This is a genomic window from Aquamicrobium aerolatum DSM 21857, from assembly GCF_900113935.1.
GTDB classification, from domain to species: Bacteria; Pseudomonadota; Alphaproteobacteria; order Rhizobiales; family Rhizobiaceae; genus Aerobium; species Aerobium aerolatum.
The window spans coordinates 1-16,148 of record NZ_FORF01000036.1; the positions used below are offsets into that span (position 1 = coordinate 1).

At 57.3% G+C, this 16,148-nt stretch carries 22 protein-coding genes and 1 pseudogene; 10 read left to right on the forward strand and 13 right to left on the reverse strand.

Features of this window, described 5'->3' with window-relative positions; all coding sequences use genetic code 11:
• From BMZ42_RS17105 to BMZ42_RS17130, 6 genes are all read left to right on the forward strand, one after another.
• Window positions 1–603 (forward strand): type IV secretory system conjugative DNA transfer family protein (locus BMZ42_RS17105; protein ID WP_139207991.1); only part of this gene is annotated, 603 nt, incomplete at its 5' end.
• A gap of 10 nt (window positions 604–613) precedes the next feature.
• Window positions 614–1,243: a hypothetical protein gene (locus BMZ42_RS17110; RefSeq protein WP_091524963.1), complete on the forward strand. Its 630-nt coding sequence runs from the start codon at window positions 614–616 to the stop codon at window positions 1,241–1,243.
• Between the two features lie 2 nt (window positions 1,244–1,245).
• Entirely contained in the window at window positions 1,246–1,686 is a 441-nt protein-coding gene (locus BMZ42_RS17115) for a hypothetical protein (RefSeq protein ID WP_091524966.1), read from the forward strand.
• Window positions 1,687–1,823: 137 nt separating this feature from the next.
• Window positions 1,824–2,603, forward strand: a complete 780-nt coding sequence (locus BMZ42_RS17120) for a hypothetical protein (RefSeq protein WP_091524969.1) — start codon at window positions 1,824–1,826, stop codon at window positions 2,601–2,603.
• Between the two features lie 376 nt (window positions 2,604–2,979).
• On the forward strand, window positions 2,980–3,525 hold the full coding sequence (locus BMZ42_RS17125; RefSeq protein WP_091524971.1) for a recombinase family protein: 546 nt from the start codon (window positions 2,980–2,982) through the stop codon (window positions 3,523–3,525).
• A gap of 233 nt (window positions 3,526–3,758) precedes the next feature.
• Entirely contained in the window at window positions 3,759–3,860 is a 102-nt protein-coding gene (locus BMZ42_RS17130) for a hypothetical protein (protein WP_420492483.1), read from the forward strand.
• 162 nt (window positions 3,861–4,022) lie between these two features.
• Here the strand turns inward: BMZ42_RS17130 and BMZ42_RS17135 are convergent, their stop codons facing one another.
• The 4 genes and pseudogenes from BMZ42_RS17135 to BMZ42_RS17150 form a co-directional block, all read right to left on the reverse strand.
• Window positions 4,023–4,844, reverse strand: coding sequence for a DNA-methyltransferase (locus BMZ42_RS17135; protein WP_210185240.1), 822 nt, complete (start codon window positions 4,842–4,844; stop codon window positions 4,023–4,025).
• Entirely contained in the window at window positions 4,837–5,757 is a 921-nt protein-coding gene (locus BMZ42_RS17140; protein ID WP_210185241.1) for a HindIII family type II restriction endonuclease, read from the reverse strand. The genes BMZ42_RS17135 and BMZ42_RS17140 overlap by 8 nt, the downstream gene beginning before the upstream one ends.
• A 97-nt stretch (window positions 5,758–5,854) precedes the next feature.
• A pseudogene (locus BMZ42_RS17145) lies at window positions 5,855–6,124 on the reverse strand (type IIL restriction-modification enzyme MmeI); the annotation flags it as partial.
• Complete coding sequence (locus BMZ42_RS17150) at window positions 6,121–6,477, reverse strand: HigA family addiction module antitoxin (protein ID WP_091524976.1); 357 nt, start codon at window positions 6,475–6,477, stop codon at window positions 6,121–6,123. The gene BMZ42_RS17150 and the pseudogene BMZ42_RS17145, both read right to left, overlap by 4 nt.
• Before the next feature lie 938 nt (window positions 6,478–7,415).
• On the opposite strand from BMZ42_RS17150, the gene BMZ42_RS17155 reads away from it, so the two are divergent.
• On the forward strand, window positions 7,416–8,453 hold the full coding sequence (locus BMZ42_RS17155) for a replication initiator protein A (RefSeq protein WP_091524978.1): 1,038 nt from the start codon (window positions 7,416–7,418) through the stop codon (window positions 8,451–8,453).
• 56 nt (window positions 8,454–8,509) lie between these two features.
• Here BMZ42_RS17155 and BMZ42_RS17160 read toward each other — a convergent pair whose 3' ends face one another.
• From BMZ42_RS17160 to BMZ42_RS17200, 9 genes are all read right to left on the reverse strand, one after another.
• Window positions 8,510–9,019: a DUF6998 domain-containing protein gene (locus tag BMZ42_RS17160; protein WP_091524981.1), complete on the reverse strand. Its 510-nt coding sequence runs from the start codon at window positions 9,017–9,019 to the stop codon at window positions 8,510–8,512.
• A complete protein-coding gene (locus BMZ42_RS17860) occupies window positions 9,016–9,336 on the reverse strand; it encodes a thermonuclease family protein (RefSeq protein WP_139207993.1) in 321 nt (106 codons plus the stop codon). The genes BMZ42_RS17160 and BMZ42_RS17860 overlap by 4 nt, the downstream gene beginning before the upstream one ends.
• A gap of 113 nt (window positions 9,337–9,449) precedes the next feature.
• Complete coding sequence (locus BMZ42_RS17170) at window positions 9,450–9,830, reverse strand: stability/partitioning determinant (RefSeq protein ID WP_175556778.1); 381 nt, start codon at window positions 9,828–9,830, stop codon at window positions 9,450–9,452.
• A complete protein-coding gene (locus BMZ42_RS17175; protein ID WP_091524987.1) occupies window positions 9,830–10,516 on the reverse strand; it encodes a ParA family protein in 687 nt (228 codons plus the stop codon). The genes BMZ42_RS17170 and BMZ42_RS17175 overlap by 1 nt, the downstream gene beginning before the upstream one ends.
• 174 nt (window positions 10,517–10,690) lie before the next feature.
• A complete protein-coding gene (locus tag BMZ42_RS17180; protein WP_091524990.1) occupies window positions 10,691–11,176 on the reverse strand; it encodes a hypothetical protein in 486 nt (161 codons plus the stop codon).
• Between the two features lie 96 nt (window positions 11,177–11,272).
• Window positions 11,273–12,592, reverse strand: coding sequence for a relaxase/mobilization nuclease domain-containing protein (locus tag BMZ42_RS17185; protein ID WP_091524992.1), 1,320 nt, complete (start codon window positions 12,590–12,592; stop codon window positions 11,273–11,275).
• Window positions 12,564–12,920, reverse strand: coding sequence for a plasmid mobilization protein (locus BMZ42_RS17190; protein ID WP_175556779.1), 357 nt, complete (start codon window positions 12,918–12,920; stop codon window positions 12,564–12,566). The genes BMZ42_RS17185 and BMZ42_RS17190 overlap by 29 nt, the downstream gene beginning before the upstream one ends.
• A gap of 327 nt (window positions 12,921–13,247) precedes the next feature.
• On the reverse strand, window positions 13,248–13,643 hold the full coding sequence (locus BMZ42_RS17195) for a hypothetical protein (protein ID WP_091524998.1): 396 nt from the start codon (window positions 13,641–13,643) through the stop codon (window positions 13,248–13,250).
• The gene (locus BMZ42_RS17200; protein WP_091525001.1) at window positions 13,643–13,993 is read right to left on the reverse strand and encodes a DUF3768 domain-containing protein; all 351 of its coding nucleotides are present in this window, start codon (window positions 13,991–13,993) and stop codon (window positions 13,643–13,645) included. The genes BMZ42_RS17195 and BMZ42_RS17200 overlap by 1 nt, the downstream gene beginning before the upstream one ends.
• 294 nt (window positions 13,994–14,287) lie before the next feature.
• Here BMZ42_RS17200 and BMZ42_RS17205 point away from each other — a divergent pair, with 294 nt between their 5' ends.
• The 3 genes from BMZ42_RS17205 to BMZ42_RS17215 form a co-directional block, all read left to right on the forward strand.
• Window positions 14,288–14,554: a type II toxin-antitoxin system ParD family antitoxin gene (locus BMZ42_RS17205; RefSeq protein ID WP_091525002.1), complete on the forward strand. Its 267-nt coding sequence runs from the start codon at window positions 14,288–14,290 to the stop codon at window positions 14,552–14,554.
• Window positions 14,547–14,837, forward strand: coding sequence for a type II toxin-antitoxin system RelE/ParE family toxin (locus tag BMZ42_RS17210; RefSeq protein ID WP_091525005.1), 291 nt, complete (start codon window positions 14,547–14,549; stop codon window positions 14,835–14,837). Before BMZ42_RS17205 ends, BMZ42_RS17210 begins: the two co-directional genes overlap by 8 nt.
• Before the next feature lie 202 nt (window positions 14,838–15,039).
• Window positions 15,040–16,148, forward strand: a 1,109-nt coding sequence (locus tag BMZ42_RS17215; protein ID WP_139207996.1) for a type IV secretory system conjugative DNA transfer family protein, incomplete at its 3' end; no start/stop codon positions are given.

Genomic DNA, 16,148 nt, shown 5'->3' on the forward strand with positions numbered 1-16,148 from the left:
GATGGTTTCGACGCCGCGCGCCTGAAAACCGAAAAGGTCACGGTGTTCATTCTCGTGCCGCCCTCGATGCTGGCGGTCGCCCTACCATGGCTGAATACGCTGATCGGCGTGTTCGGCGTGGCAATCGGCCAGCCGGGGCCGCGCCGGCCGGTGACGATGCTGATTGATGAAGCGCCCTCGCTCGGCTTCCTGCCCGATCTGCGCGCGCACATGGCGCAATTTCGCAAGGTGGGCCTGCGGACATGGCTGTTCACGCAAACCTATGCCGCCATGGCGGGGCCGGAACTCTACGGCAGCGAGGGCATGAAAGAGCTGATGGGGCTATGCAACACAAAGCAGTTTTTCGCGGTCGATGAATCCGAAGTGCAAAAGCTCGTCTCCGAGCTGGCCGGCACGCGCTCCGTGTCCAACCCGTCCAGCACCGGCTCGACCGGCGACGTGGGCCTGCCGCTGATCCGGCCCGATGAAGTACGCGGCCTAAAACAATGGCACCAGATTATCATTCGTACCGGCCTGCGCTTCCCGATCCGCGCGAAGCTGGTGCCGTATTTCACGCGGAAACAATGGCGCGATCTGGTCGATCCTAACCCCTACCGAAAGTGAGGCTGCCTACATGATAGATTGGCGTGATTTCTTCCCGGTCGATGCGCTCGCGCCGCTGATCGGCGGGCTGCTGCTCTGGTTCGGGGTCAATTACCTCGTGCTTGCGCCGAACGTGATCGGCCCGCGCCTCGCGGAAAAATACTACACGCCCGCCTGCCTCGCTTCGGTCGAGGCCGGCCGCGCCGAACTCGCGCAAAGGTTCGCGGCCGCCGACGCCGAGTGGCTGGAACGCGCCGAAAAAAACAGCCGCGAAATTCGTCAAAAATATTCAGGCAGCGGCGGTGTCTTCGGCGGCATCATCGGCATGTACGGGGCAGAGGGGCAGCGCTTCATGCAAAAACACGGCAACACGCTAAGCCAGTGGGGCAGCGGGCCGCTCGAACAGGCGATCAGTCAGGGCCTCGCGGAAGCGCGCGCCCAATACGACGCCAAGCGCAAGGCCGAGATTGACGAGCTGCGCCGCGCGCAACGCTACAGCGATGCGCCGGCCTTTTGCGGCTGCAACGTCGCGGCCGGCATGTCCGACAAGCTCGATCTAGCGTTGTTCACGTCCACGGTGCGGCTCTACAAGCCGGCCGGCATTGCCGATCTGGAAGCCGGGCGGGTCTTCGATCAGTGCGGCACGGCTCCGGTGGTGTGACCATGATCGGCAAGCGATATTACAAGAATGGCCCGCTCGAAGTGACGGGCGAATTTGTCAAAGCGCGCTCGCGCTCGATTCAGCTTTCGACGCTCGAAAGCGTGGATTTCACGCGCAAGCTGTTTTTCGCGGCGCTCGGCCTGTGCGGTTGCATGATCGTTTTCGGGCTGGCCTTCGGCGATCTGCTCTACGGTCATGAGATTGCCGCTCTGGTCGCACTAGGCGCCGCCGGCCTGTTTCTCGGCTGGAACGTCGCCACGCTCACCATCTATTCCAAGTTGACGGGACAACGGGGCTGGTCGATCACCGGCACGGCGCGCGCTATGCGCGATATGCGCAGCGCGATTGAAACTGCGCTAGAGGATCGCGCACGGCGGCAAAAGCGCGCCGGCAAAGCTAGCATGGTCAGCGATGAGGGAGAAGAAACCGACGATAGCGAATAGGCACCGCGTCGGCCGCTTGCACCGATGGCGCGGCCTCCGATCTCCCGCATGGTCGATCTATTCGCGATCAAGACAAGCGGATTCACCTGTTCGCGCAATGATGCTATGTGTCACCGATCAGGGTTGGGGGAAGAAGCATGGCATTCGCGCAACGCGCCATTTCAGTCATTGCGGCCGTTTCCGCGTCGTTCGCCCTCGCCGCCGCTGCCATCGCGCAAGACGCCCCGCTCAACAGCTTTGCTGCCGAAATGCTGGATAAAGCACAGCAATGCGCACGAACGCCGTACGCATATCAATGCAAGGAGCTGCCGCAGCAGTTTTTCAGCTCGTTCAACAGGTGTCGCTCCGAGCTTAACCGTACACTACATCTTTCCAGAGCTGAAAAATCGGCGGAAAGATTGGAAGGGAAAATCGAGGCGTGCGGTAGTTACCTCCCTGCCCTCCGCTATATCAGCCGGGACGGTTATCCGAACCTGAAGCACGCTATCAAGGATTATACCGCCGACACGCAGAAAATGCTGGCAGAGCTGAATTCCGAGCTAGGTAGAAATGCCCAACTTAGTCAAAACCGTATGCAACGCCCTGACGATGCGCGTCCCTATGCCGCTATTTCCGCTGACGGCAACGCTGACTCGCATTATCGTATAGCAACAGGCCCGAGCAAAAACGCGGCTGAATTAAAAGCCATCGAACAGTGTCGCCTCGCATACATACATAACAATTGCCGAATAAACGTCGCCTCGGCCCCGCTCAACTCAGATGGCTATTTTGTAGTAGTAACGACCCCCTACCATACCGATGGTGCACGCGGAATGGTCAAGGTCGCCTATACCCCCAAGGACAAGCTGCAACAGTTCCTATCGCAAAATGCTCTGTACGGCTGGCGCTACGACGTGCTTCCTTTGCCGTCGCGCTGATAGGCGTACAGCCTATCTCTCGCGATTTTCATCCCGGCTGTGCTCTTGTCGCGGCCGGTTGACGTGTTCGCCGAAAATAGCGGCCTTCCGATCTCCGAAATGGTCGATCTATTTGCTGCCAATGAGTAGTCTCAAATAGGTTAAGGAAGGCAGCAACGCAGTTCTACATTGCTTACTTCGGGGCCTATCTTGGGTGCGTTTTGTGAATTTGGAGAACATTTGAAGAACCTAGCAACCGCGTTCAACAAACGTCTACTTGCCTTTACGATTATCAGATTTCGGTTTTGTCGCAAAAACGGTCGGTTTTGAAACAAAGGTTCGGGATAAGTCTTTTCAAAGGCTTGCGCGTCTCAAAACCTAGTCGCAAAATTTGCGCATGAAAATTGGCTACGCACGCATCTCCACCATCGACCAAAACGCAGCTTTGCAACATGACGCGCTGCGAGCGGCTGGATGCGAAACCATCTTTGAAGACAAGGTATCGGGATCAACTCCAAAGCGCCCCGGACTTGAGCGTGCTCTTGCAAAACTCGGGCAAGGTGACGAGCTGATTGTCTGGAGGCTCGATCGCTTGGGCCGATCACTCCCGCATCTGATCCAGGTCATCGCGGCGATCGGAGACAAGGGCGCAGGCTTCAAGTCCCTTACCGAAAGCATCGACACAGGCACGGCCGGCGGCAGACTGGTGTTTCACATGATGGGGGCATTAGCAGAATTCGAGCGGTCGCTGATCGTTGAACGCACCAACGCCGGTCTTGCCGCTGCCAGAAAGCGCGGCGTGCGCGTCGGCCGGCCTCCTGCCCTCACGAGCGCACAGATCAAGCATGCTCGCAAACTGATCGATGGAGGCGAAGGACCTGGCGCGGTTGCCAAGTCGCTTGGGGTAAGCCGGGCGACGCTTTACCGGGCAATAAGGGTTTAAGTGTAAAACCAACGTGGCGGCCATCATGCCCACTGCACGCTTGAACAGAATTCAATGTTTCTGCTCTAAAACTGCAACCTCGGAGCCACCGTCAGCTGATGTGACGGCCCTGCCGGAACATCACGGTCTGACAGGCTCAAAGCTGATGCGCAGGCTAGTGCCGGTCGCTTTCGCAAAACGCTCTAGCGTTCTACCCGACGGTAAGCGAGGCCCGCAGCGGCATCGGTTCATGGATCGAATACTACAACCGGCGACGCCCGCACTCGACCTTCGGCGGCAGGACACCCGACGAAGTCTATGCTAGGGCACAAATGACGGAGCGACTGGCGGCGTAGAAACCAACCCGATCCACCTTAGCCAAGCCGCCGAACTGTCTCACCAAGCGGGACCACCTCAAAGTGTGCTGGTTTCCTAGAGCATGGGCAATTGTGGCGATCAGCGCAAAGTAGACCCTGATAGGCTGCGTAAACGAGGATTATGAAGAGATTCTTATCTTCTCATATAAGCTGCGACGTATCTTCATTTACGATATAATTTAAAGATGAAATTCGCGAAGAGGCCAAAGCGCAATACTCTTCACTTATATCGATCCCAATATATCGTCTGTTGGATAAATGAGCTTCTCTGCATGTAGTTCCGCTCCCACACATTGGGTCCAAAACAACATCTCCTACATTAGTCCAAGAGAGAATATGGTCTCTTGCTAATGCACATGGAAACGGAGCAGGGTGGCCTTTCGCCTCCTGATCTTCTGATTTCTTTCCTACAACATATTCCCAAATGTTACCTTTGATTTTTTGTTTTTTCACGGGATTAGCAATTTTTGTCCTCTTTTGCTCTCCTTTTGAATAATTTTTGTATGTGGTGCTTCCTAATTCCAGCCCTGCATGAAGACAATCAATCATGATCGGATTGTGAGTTTTAACGGCGCCTTTAGAGAATACAAACATATACTCGAAGATATTATTATACCTTTTTCGATATATTTGCGGGATAGGGTTTGTCTTTTGAAAGATCATTGTGTCGTGCAAATTAAAACCTGCTTCCATAAACTTTAAAGCATGTTTAAAGCTCGAGCCTGTTTCACTGCCGTTTACTGTAGCATCGCCAACTACCCATACCACGACACCTCCCACTGAAGTTACGCGATACAGTTCTTGTACAATTTCATTCAGCGGGAAGGTATATCCCTTATAAGTTCTTAGGTTGTCGTACGGAGGCGACGTAACCGTTAAGTCGACATACCCTTCTGGGATACTCTTCATAATGTCGACGCAGTTCCCTGCTATAATTCGATTATCAATGTCAACATTATACAAGATTTATTACTCCGCCGTGTGTTACAGATTTTATCTGTTTGATTTTGCTGTCTATTTTTGTAAAATCCAGTAACGCATCAATTGCCTCTTGGTGATCCATTCTGACAATTTTTTCCCGGACTTCTGCAAGGAATTTGAGATCCTCTTCCTTTGCGATCTTCAGAACGTCATCAACTGCAGTTTTTTCGACCTTCCAAAATTCAGCTATTTTATCAGAGTCGGATATCATAGCCTTATTCACAGTTCTCCAATAGTCTAAAGAGCTCTTTGATGGCTGTGAGATTTTAATGGCCTCAAATATATCTAGAAGTTTCCGCTCCGCGACATCAGGCCCAAACTCTTCTGATATATTTATTACCGTTAGTAGATGCGAATATGTAAATACGCATACATTACGAGAGCTCGCTTGCATGTATATTTGACTGGATGATGATGGAAGCTGATATATAGGGCAAACAACCATTGCGTATGGCTTGCCCTTTTTCCACCCATCCATTGCTTGGACTTTGAAATCTTTTTGATTCTTTGCGGTTCTGCTCAATCGAAAAGCTTTTGCGTCAGCAACGAAGGAAAATTTATCCTTTCCAAATGCTTCAACATCGGCTGCATCTGCCCTTTCTGTTATTACTATGCTCTTTAGTCCAATAGCCTTATATGCCTCACATAGAACTGCATCTGTATACTTCGAGTAAAGTTTTTCTTCTGATGTGTCGTGTCCATATGACTCAGGAATATTACCGCAGAGTCGTACATGTCTTTTTAGGCTTAGCAGGCCATTATTTTTTATATCTTCGGATAATTCGGCGCGTACTTCTTCAAAGTCATTGACGAAGTTACCGCTGATGCGCTTGAGTCTTGAAACCCAGTATGAGCGAAATGCAGCATCGGCGGGTGTTAAAATAGACAATTCCACGGAATTTCCTTTTTGGGATTTTGATTTTTATGGATAAGAGCGCTAGGAACAAAATGAAATAACGTCATCCTGAGAATATTCCCACCACCCGCGTCCAAAAGCTGGGTTTAGCACGTGTGGTCGCCGGGCTGTCTTTCAGCGCGGCAAGGGTCTTCGTAACCTCGCCGGGTAAGGCAACCTTGATGTGGATGTTGTTGGTTTGCAGGACGCCGCCCAGGTCGGACTTATTGGATGCGCCGCTGCGCAGTTTCTTGATCGTGGTATCCTTATTGCCGAAGGCTTCCAGAAAGGCATAGGGGAACTCGGCCGCATCGAATGGCTGGCTGGCCAGCTGTGAGATTTGCTCTTCAATCTCAACGGGATTCATTTGCGATCACCCTTCTGCTCAAAGAGACCAGGCTGATTTGGCGGCCTTTGGGACGGAATGAACCGGGGCACAGAAATCTCGCCTTCTCGGGCTTGGGCCTGGGCGATGTCGTAATCGCATTGCATGTGCATCAACTGGGCCATGGAAATGGCGAAAGCCTTTTCGATGCGCAGCGCCATGTCGGCCGATAGCGAGGCGCGTCCATTGAGGAAAGCTGAAAATGCGGCGCGGGTAATACCGACCGCCTCAGCGGCGTCGGTTACTGACAGATCGAACCGATCGAGCACCTGCGCACGGATATAGGGCCCTGGATGCCCTGGCCGCGTAAGCGCGGCCTCACCAAATTTTGCCATTGATCCCCCTCGGCGTGAATCACGCCTTGAAACAAGATAGCTTTCGAGAAAGGGCTTGTATAGTGTATCGCTACACTTGACATAACCCGTTCGCGGATAGCTGTTTTTCCACCCCGTATTTGTCTTACGCCCTCAAGGGCCGAAGGTGGTCCAGACCGCCGCGTGGCCGCGCCGGCCCGGAGCCTGAAAATGAAAGGCGGGAGCAAGTCCCTTGCTCCCCTGCCACGTGGCGAACGCGGGGGGCAGAGCGGCAAGGGCGGCGAAGCCGGGACCGGAAGATTTTCGCCCTAAGCGAAAATACCGGACCCACCCCTTGTCGCGGCGTTGGGGGCAGCGCCCCCAGTTTCGCGTTTTAAAGCCCGCTGAACGGCCTGAAAAATCGAAGGCCGCCGAGTGCCACGAAGAGCGTTTGTCGCGCTCCAGCCCCACCATTTGCTCCGAAAACGGTCTTTCCGTCGGCACAATAGGGGGCCGGCTTGGCCTCAGCGTTTGCCCTACGTCTTCCTCGAAGACCCCTTGCAGCGGTTGTGCGAGGCGCTGATGGTGCAGGAGAATCGCTGACGGTTTTGGCTACCAAAATTGGTAGGTCATCGGCCGTTAGGCCGATTCCGCTTATTGCGAGCGTAGCGAGCTGGAATAGGTTGTGAGGCCGATTAGGCCGAACACCGATTATCAGGCGTTTTGCAGCCCTCTGTGAGTGTTATTATGTGTTAGAATCTGTGTTACGGCATTTCGGAAAATAGCTAACGCGCTGATATGACATCTAAATTCGGTGTTTTTTTTCATTCTCGGTGGGTAAAACCACGAATCTCGGTGGGTAAAACCACGAACTTTGGTGGGTAAAACCACGAATCTCATTCCCGAGTTATCCACCTACCCCGGTGGGTAAAACCACGAATTTTCTTGACCGGTTGAAGGGAATTACGAAGGCTGTTTTCATGGTGGGTGATAACACGAATATTGACGAGCATCTGCTCCCCGATCGGCATCCGCAGCATGACCTGTTCATCTGCGATGTGGCCGATGCGGTGCTCAAGGACGTGATGCAGCAAATGGAACATCCGTTCTATTCGCTCTCGAAGAAGCCCGAAACCACAGTCCGGCGCTATGAGCACAACGGTAACTGGTTGGAGATTACGCCAAGCGTTAAAGGGCTGGCGACGATCTACGACAAGGACATCCTGATCTATTGCATTTCGCAGATCATGCATAAGCTCAACAAGGGCGAAAAGGTCTCGCAGCGGGTGCGGATCAATAGCCGGGAATTGCTGATCTTTACCAACCGGGGCACATCGGGGCGCGATTACATAGCGCTCGTTGAAGCACTCGATCGGCTAGAAGGTACGCGTATCCGCACCAATATCATCACCGGCGACGAAGAGCAGATAGACGGCTTCGGCCTGATCGATGCGTCCTCGATCCGGCGCAAGCACGGCATGGACGGTCGGCTCCTTTGGTGCGAAGTGAAACTTTCAGATTGGGTGTTCAACGCTATTCGCACGAAGAGCGTGCTGACGTTACACCGGGATTATTTTCGGCTGCGCAAACCGATACAACGACGCATGTATGAGCTCGCACGGAAGCATTGCGGGTCGCAAAGCTCGGCAATTATCGACCTTCAAACCCTGCACAAAAAATCCGGATCGAAATCAAGCGAGAAGGAATTCAGGCGGGCGGTACGTGAAATTGCGAAGTCCAATCACCTGCCGGACTATGCGCTGCGCTTCGATTCCGACCGCGATAGCGTGACCTTCACCAATCGTGGCACCATGTTGCCGCGCGAGCAAAGCGCGCAGCAAGCGCTGATTTTCCTCAAAGCGGACACTTACGATGAGGCCCGGCAAGCCGCGCCCTCTTGGGATGTGCATTACCTCGAACAGGAATGGCGCAACTGGATAAAAGAGCCGCCCAAACACCCTGATCGTGCCTTCATTGGCTTTTGCCGCAAATGGTACGAAAAGCGCGGCCGGGCTTGATCGGTGAGATGCGTTCCAACCAACGGATTGCACAACACAGATTTTCTTTTCTGCTTTTAGGCGCGGCGCGCTTCTAATTTGCGGAGTGGTTGGAGACGCTGATCTGCGGGGACGCGTTGATCGGCCGCCTTAATAGCCGGGACGCTGATCATACGCTGACCTGTCCACGGAGTTTTCAGGCAAGCGAGCGCGATGTGCTCCGGCCCGTTGAACAACAGGCGTGCAGTACATTCCTCTAGGTCGAGATGAAAAAAGAGTAGGTGATCCGCTCGCGTCTCCACCATGCGAAAGGCGGGGCCCCGACCGGTGCAGCTGGCTTTAACCTGTACCGATCGTCCATCCGGCGCGAAACCGTCGATACCCGTACCATTTCTGGGCGCAATCTTAAGTCCGAACAAGTCGGCAGCGACCGCCTCACCCAGATCGCCCACCAGATTGCCGTCAAAGGTGAAGGTCAGCGATGAAGAACCATAGTGGTCTCGGACGCTGTTCCTAGCCTGAACCAGCTCTCGCAGGATCGGTGGAAGCAGGAAATCACGATCTTGCTGGTCAGTCGTAGATGTCATGGGTGAACCTCACAAAACACCCTTGGGCGATGTGGCCATTGCACTGCGAAACCCTCCTCAATCAGCACTTGGCCGGCGTCACGGCCATCTGAGAGCCAGATGCGCACTAGGTCACGCCCTGCCCCTCCTTTTTCGCCAAGCCATTCGATCTTGTAGCCGCCCTGCATCAGCTCCAGCATGCGCATGGTTGATTGGGCAGCTTTCTCCGGTTCTTCGGGGCATTCGGCGTGAGCCGCGTATTCAGGTGTATCGACGCCCTCAAGCCGCCATTTAACCCCGCGTTCCCATCCGGTATCGCCATCAACTAGGCATGTCACCTTGCGCTCTGCCCTATTTGGTCCAGAGCAGATTGTAAGGCTGTCAGGATCAGCCGCAGCGACCGGAAAGGCAGTCAGGACGAACACAAGCGATAAGGCAAAGCGAGTGGCTGTCACGATGCAGCCTTGCGCCCTACCCCGTATTTGGCTTCCAAGAGCTCGACGGCACGCTCCAGCGTTTCGCCAAGCCCCCAACCTTGTGCGTCAGCGAGTGCGTAATAGGCTTCGATCGTTTCCGGCCGGGCCTTTAGATTTAACTGGGCATTACGGCCGGTGCGTCGGCGACGTTGTGTGCCCTGCCCTTCCCGCACCTCTGCCACCACAGGGGCAGGTTTAGGCTCTCGACTGCGAAAACCGGCGGCTTCTGCCGCTTTCGTGGCTTCCTCGCGCTTGGGGCGGTCGTTTACTGGCCGGGAAAGAGCTGGTTTCCACTCGGCCGGATTAAAATCCTCCAAGGCATCGGCAAAACCTAGATCCGCGCGCTCCTTACTCATCACGCCACCTTCGCTTTCTGCGCAGCAGAGCGCAGGAGCGCGAGAACTTCGCCCGCGAATTCACGAGCATTCTCGATGGCTTTATCAAGATTGCTAACTTGGGTGGAATTGAGGGTTGAGAGCAGCCCGCCATAATCGAGAATATCTCGGTAGGCCGCACGTTCGACAATCGAAGTAGAAAGCACATCGATTCCCGCTTTATCGAGCTGATCGCGCACGTTTCTAAGGGCGCGGGAGGCCACGGCGGCACTGGTGCGCGTCAAAAGAACGGCATGGGGGATTTCCCGCCGTGCCATGCGGGATTGATTACGGATCAGCCGGATCGTTTTTGCTGCGCCTTTGGCGTCCATTGACGCGCCTTGCGTCGGAATAAGTACCAAATCGGCCATGCCGATGGCATTGGCGACCATAAGGCTGGCCGTGCCTTCCAGATCGACGATGACAAATTGCGAGCGATTTGCTGCATCTTCGATCAAATCAACGATGGAATCCTCGCTCACCTCACTGATGATCGCCACATTATCGGGTTTGCCGGGTAGCGCGCCCCACTGAGAAATCCACTTCTCCGGATCAGCGTCGATGATGGTGATCTGCGCGCCTTTGGCCGCAAGTTCAGAGGCTAGAATAAGAGCGGAGGTGGTCTTCCCAGCTCCTCCTTTGGGGTTGGCAAAGGCAATAACAGGCATGGGGCTCTTTCGGGGCAAAAGTTACAGGGCGAATCCTGCACGAAAAAGGATAACAGATAGCTACCAGATACTAAATGGTATTTGATAGCTATCTAGTAGCTACTAGATAGCTATCAGATCGATGGGTGTTTACGAGGGCGGGGACGCGCGCGAGGGCGAAGGGAACCCGAAGCCCTAGCCGCGCGGCCAGTCCGACAATTGCGGCCGATAAACCGGCGACATGACGGGCGGGCGCGGCATCGGTATGTCATCGTCGTTCCATGAATCCAGCCCGCCCCGCGCCATCGAAAACTGGAATTTATAGAACCACGCGCGCGCCGTTCGGCCGCGAATACCGAACAGGCGGGCGAACATTTCCCATTGCAGCGCGTCCGTCCGGCCCTGCTCGATATAGGGCAGGGCGGTGCGCGCCTCGATGCAAAGCGGGCTGTTATGAAGATCGTTGTGCGTGATGTCGGCAATTGCCTCGAACATATCCCACGCGGCGACAAGGGCGGGCATGTCGGCAAGTTCCAGCTGGAACACTTCCGCTTCGCTATCAAGAAGCTGCCACCATTCGCCGCCTCTGAACTCTGTGAGGTCAACCGGCCTTTTCATTTCGCGCGCAAACATGGCTTTCAGCTGCTTGATGGCGTCAGCTGGCGATGGCGTCGGGGTCATGGTGATGCACTCCGGTTTAGCGCGGCCGCTCGATGCCAAACATATTGGAGAAACGCCGCGCGCCATTCAAGCAACCGAATTCCGCTGCCGGTTAAATTACGGCTCTAATCCTCGCCCGCGCTGCCGTCCCATGCTCCGGCCGCGCGCAACATGGGCCTGCCGCTGCTGCACCGTGACAAGTGCCGCGCGGCGTTCGGCATTGTATGCCTGCCAACGCTCGCGCATTGCCGCACGGGCCTGTTCCTGATCGCCGCGCAGGTTTTCGCACGATAGCAGGAACCGCGCGCGGGCCTGCCGCTGCGCCTCGGCCTGATCGCGGCGGATCTGGTCGATCTGCTGCGTGATTTCTGCACGGATCTGTTTGCCGAGCTTTTCGCGCTCGCGGTCGTGCTTCTTCTGCACGATGGCGCGGCGCTCGTCCTTGGAGAAGGCGGCAACGAATCCGCCGAGCATGTCGCCGTCGAGCGCCCGTTCGCGGAACACGGCGGCGGCGTGCCAGATGCGCCCGATCGGCGATCGCTCGCCGGCCTCGAATATGCGCAGCTCGTCGCGGTGACGCGCAAACAGCTTCCCCCATGCCGGCTTATAGGCGGCTTTGGTATCGGCGACGGTCTGACGGATGATCTTGCCAGTCTGCCCCTGCATGGCGCTTTTCTCGCTGCCATAGGCCGCTTTGAGCGCGTCCCATTCGATCCGATGCTGCTCGTGCATGGCGCGGCTCTCGGCCGTGAGGTCGCGGGCCTTGTCGTCATGCTGACGTTTCACGAAGTCGCGGCGGCGGTCGGTGGTTTCCTGCTTCTCGCGCTCGTACACGTTCCGGGGCTTGCGCCGCGCGTCCACCTTCTCGCCGGCGGCGCGCTTATTGGCATTTGCCAAGCGCCCCTCGGTCACGCACAAACCGTGCTCGCGCTCGAACGCCTGCGCCCATTTCGACAATTTTAGCGTGTCGTTCGAGGTGAGGGCAGGGCGGCCGTCCGGCTGCTTCGACGCCGCCGACAATCCATTTTCGGGGTCGATCAGGTTCACCATCACATGGACATGCTGATGATCCGTGTCGGTGTGGCTGACGGCAAGCGCCTGATGCCGGTCGAGGCCAAGCGCCTTTAGCGCGCCGGCGACGGCCGCGCGCTGCACGTCCTCGCTCGGATTGTCGGCGGGGCTGAACGTGATCGAGAAATGATAGGCGACATTCTTGGCGGGCTTGCCCTTCTTGATGCCGGCCGCCTCCTTCAGCTGGTCGGCGCTCATGGCGGTCGCTGCCATGAGCCTCCACGCGCGATCAGGCTCCGCATCGTCGAGATTGTACGACTGCACCCAACCGACGCGCGCGTCGGTTTCGGCGCGGCCGACATCGTGCAGGAGATAGGCGGCAAGTCCCTTGAAGGACTTACCCGCGCCAATCTTGACCGGGTTCATCGCGCGAAAGCCTTTCGACGTGGCCGCGTATGTCCTCGATCAGATGAGGCAGATGCGGCGGGGCGAAACGGCCGGCGTTCATGTGGCGGGCGATCTGGTTGAGATTGACGCCCAGCCGCAAGAGCGCCGTGGTCAGCGCCGCCCGGCTATGACGGTCGGCAACGCTCGCCGGCAAGGGCCGGCCGAGCGTCTGGCGGCGCACATACTCGGACAGGGGCAGGCCGTAGGCGGCTGCGCGCTGTTCGAGCTGCGCGCGTTCCTCGGCCGTGAGCATCACGGCCGTGCGAACGTCGCGCAGGGTATCGGGAGATTTTTTCGGTCGTGCCACGGCCGTCCATAGCTCCTTTACGGGGGGTTCAAAGGGGTGGTGTACGCGCCCCCTTGCCAGAGTTTTTATGTAAATAAAAACATATCTGGCTACCCTCATACTACAGCCTATCATAAGTTGCGTTAAGGGGTCATTAACCTCGATATTGCCGCTTCGCCCTTGCGGCCTCTCCACGGCCACGGAATCCGGCTGTAGCCCTGCACCGGAGCGCCGCCGTCGTCGGCCTTTCCGCCCGCTCTGGCGGCGCTCCGGTGCAGGGCGTCGGGCGCAAATCGTGACGCGGCCCTGCGACCGCGCCACGATTTTACAACCAGAATAGGTGGCTGCTCACGCGCTCAACCTCGACACGCCCCATTCGGCAACGGCCATGGCTTCGTCCACATCGTCGCGAACACCGGCAACGATCAGCGCGGCCCATGTGTCGTTTGCCTGCGGGTACACGCGCGCCAGATGGCAGGCGAGGCCGGTCGGCGATTGCCAGACCAGCCGGAAGCCGTCGCCTTCCAGTTGCCATGACAGCTCGCCGCGGCCTTCGGCGAGCGTGCGCAAATCAGCCGCGGCCGAATTAAACACGCCGACGATCCAGCATGACAGCATCGCGCGCGTGCGCTCGTCCGGCAGCGCGCCGGCGTCGGCCAAAGCCCGCGCCATAAGCGCGGACTCCAATTGCTCTGTGTAACGGTCGGCCAGCTCGTCGCCGATCTGCGGGGAAAACGTCTGCATCAGTATTCCCTCGCCAGCATGATCGTGAGGACGCGCCGCGTTTTCTTCACGTCGGCCGGGTCTTCGCTGCCGCCTGTCATCGACGGGTTGTAATAGTCGATCTTCCAGAACACCTTGACGCCGGCCTGATCGAACGAGCCGAAATCATGCTCGCCGTAAGGGTCGTTGTCGGGCGTGAACGCATCGAAGCGCTGCACCTTGGCGATGACCGCGCGGCGGTCGTCGTCGGGCAAGGCGATGATGCCCTGCGTCACCAGCACTTCCCCGAATAGGAAGCTCGACCGGAAAGCGTCGTTCAGCTCGGCAATGGTGGGCCGTGGTCTTGGCGGTGCGGTTTGAGGGTTGGTCATGGTTTTTCCTTTCTGTCTGCGGCCGGGTAATTCCAGCCGTGACGGTGAAAGGCAGACCGGCGCGAGCGCGCGTCATGGACAACACGGGAGCGAAGCGAATGGAGCGGGCCGGCCATTGACGCATAGCGCCGCGCGGGATGCGTAATCCGGCAAGGCTGGAATTACCCAGCCGCGAGGGAAAACCTCGCCCGCAAGCGCCACAGGGCCAAGAAACGGCCTTTTGAGAGATAAGATTATTTGTGAAATATTCTTATTCCGTGGTAAGCTGTAGGCATGAACGAAAGGAGCCGACCCATGGCAACCATGACCGTATCGCTGCCCGATCCTATGAAGGACTGGATTGAGGCGCGTATCCGTGACGGCGAATATGCAAGCGCAAGCGATTACGTGCGCGATCTGGTGCGGCGTGACCGGGCACGACTGGGGCAGGAATTGACCCTTGATGAGCTGCGCCAGCTCGTCGCGAAGTCCAAGGCAAGCGGGATCGGAACCCGCAGCGTCGATGAACTCTTTGCACAAGCCGAACAGGTCGCCGCCGCGCGCGGGTTGCTGCGTGAATAGCTATAGACTGACCGAACAGGCGGAAACTGACGTTTTCGAGATTTTTCTTTATGGCCTTGAGCACTTCGGCCGCAATCAGGCGCGGCACTACAAAGACGATCTTGAGCACTGCTTTCAGATGATTGCAGACTATCCCCACATGGGACGGCCGGCCGATTCAATCGCGCTCGGCGTACGGCGGCATGAGCACCAAAGCCATGTCATCCTTTATGAAGTCGATGACATAGGGGTAGTTATTCTTGCCGTGATCCACGGTCGCAGCGTCCGCCGATTGAAGATATAGGCCGCTCGCCGCTAGGGCAGGGGTTCCTGCATAGCAGAAACCCCGCAAACAAGGCTGTGATCGCCCTGCGCGCCGGTCAAGCATCTGCTCGGCGCTCGCGCGCCTCCTCGGACGCTTGACCGGCGCCCATGGCTCGATAATCTGCCTTCAGGGCAACTAGAGGGGCGTTTTACTGCATGATGGCAGGTGAACCGGCCGGCGCATGATCGGCCGGATAATTCTTGTCTTGATCGGCCTGTATCTGGCCGGCTTCATATCCCTGCCATGGTCGCCTGACGGCCCGATATTTCGATTCCTCTTTGGCGATTTCATCGCCTTCGGCGAGCGTGTCGGCATCAATGCCGCGTTGCGATCCGCTGCGCCGTATGTCGGCTGGGGGCTGGTCGCGCTCGCCGTATGGGGGATGCGCCGGCTGATCTGGTGGCCGTTTCGTCATGCCTATTGGCTGCGCCGCCTGTTCGGCGGGCGCGTGTTCGGCAAGGCCAGATGGGCGCGCAAGCGCGATCTGCGCCGCGCGGGCCTGACGCAGCCGGGCGGGCTGTTCCTCGGCCGCGCGGCCGGCGTCGATCTCTACCATAGCGGCGAAGGTCATATCATGACCATTGGCGGCACCGGCGGCGGCAAATCCTCCGGCCTCGTCGTCCCGACGCTGTGCGAGCTGACGGAAGGGGCGGTGATCGTCACCGACCCTTCTGGCGAGCTGGCGGCGATGACGGCCCGCCGCCGCGCGCAAATCGGCCCGGTGGTGTTTCTCAACCCCTTCGCCTCCGTGTTCGAGAAAGATACGGGCCTCGCCTATCCCGATGACGGGTTCAATCCGCTCTCCGTCCTCGATCCGCAAAGCCCGAATTTCATCACCGACACAAACGCGCTCGCGCGCCTGCTGATGGTCGGTGATCGCCGCGAAAGCGGCTCATACTGGAATGATGAAGGCGCGGAATTTCTCGCGCTCATGATCGCGTCCATCAAGCTCTATGATGCGCCCGATCTGCATAATCTGGCGTTCCTCTACCGCGTCGTGCGCGACACGCCGGAAAACATCGCGCAGCGGCTCGAATGGATCGAAGAAAAAGGCCACCCGGCCTTGCAGGACGACGCCACGCGCTTTGCCGCCCTCACCAAGATTCATGCGCAATGGGCGGGCGTCGTTTCAAAGGCGGCGCTCGCTACCAAACGGTATGCCCCCTCAACGCCGCTCGGCGATCATGTCACCAAGGATGGTTTCGACGCCGCGCGCCTGAAAACCGAAAAGGTCACGGTGTTCATTCTCGTGCCGCCCTCGATGCTGGCGGTCGCCCTACCATGGCTGAA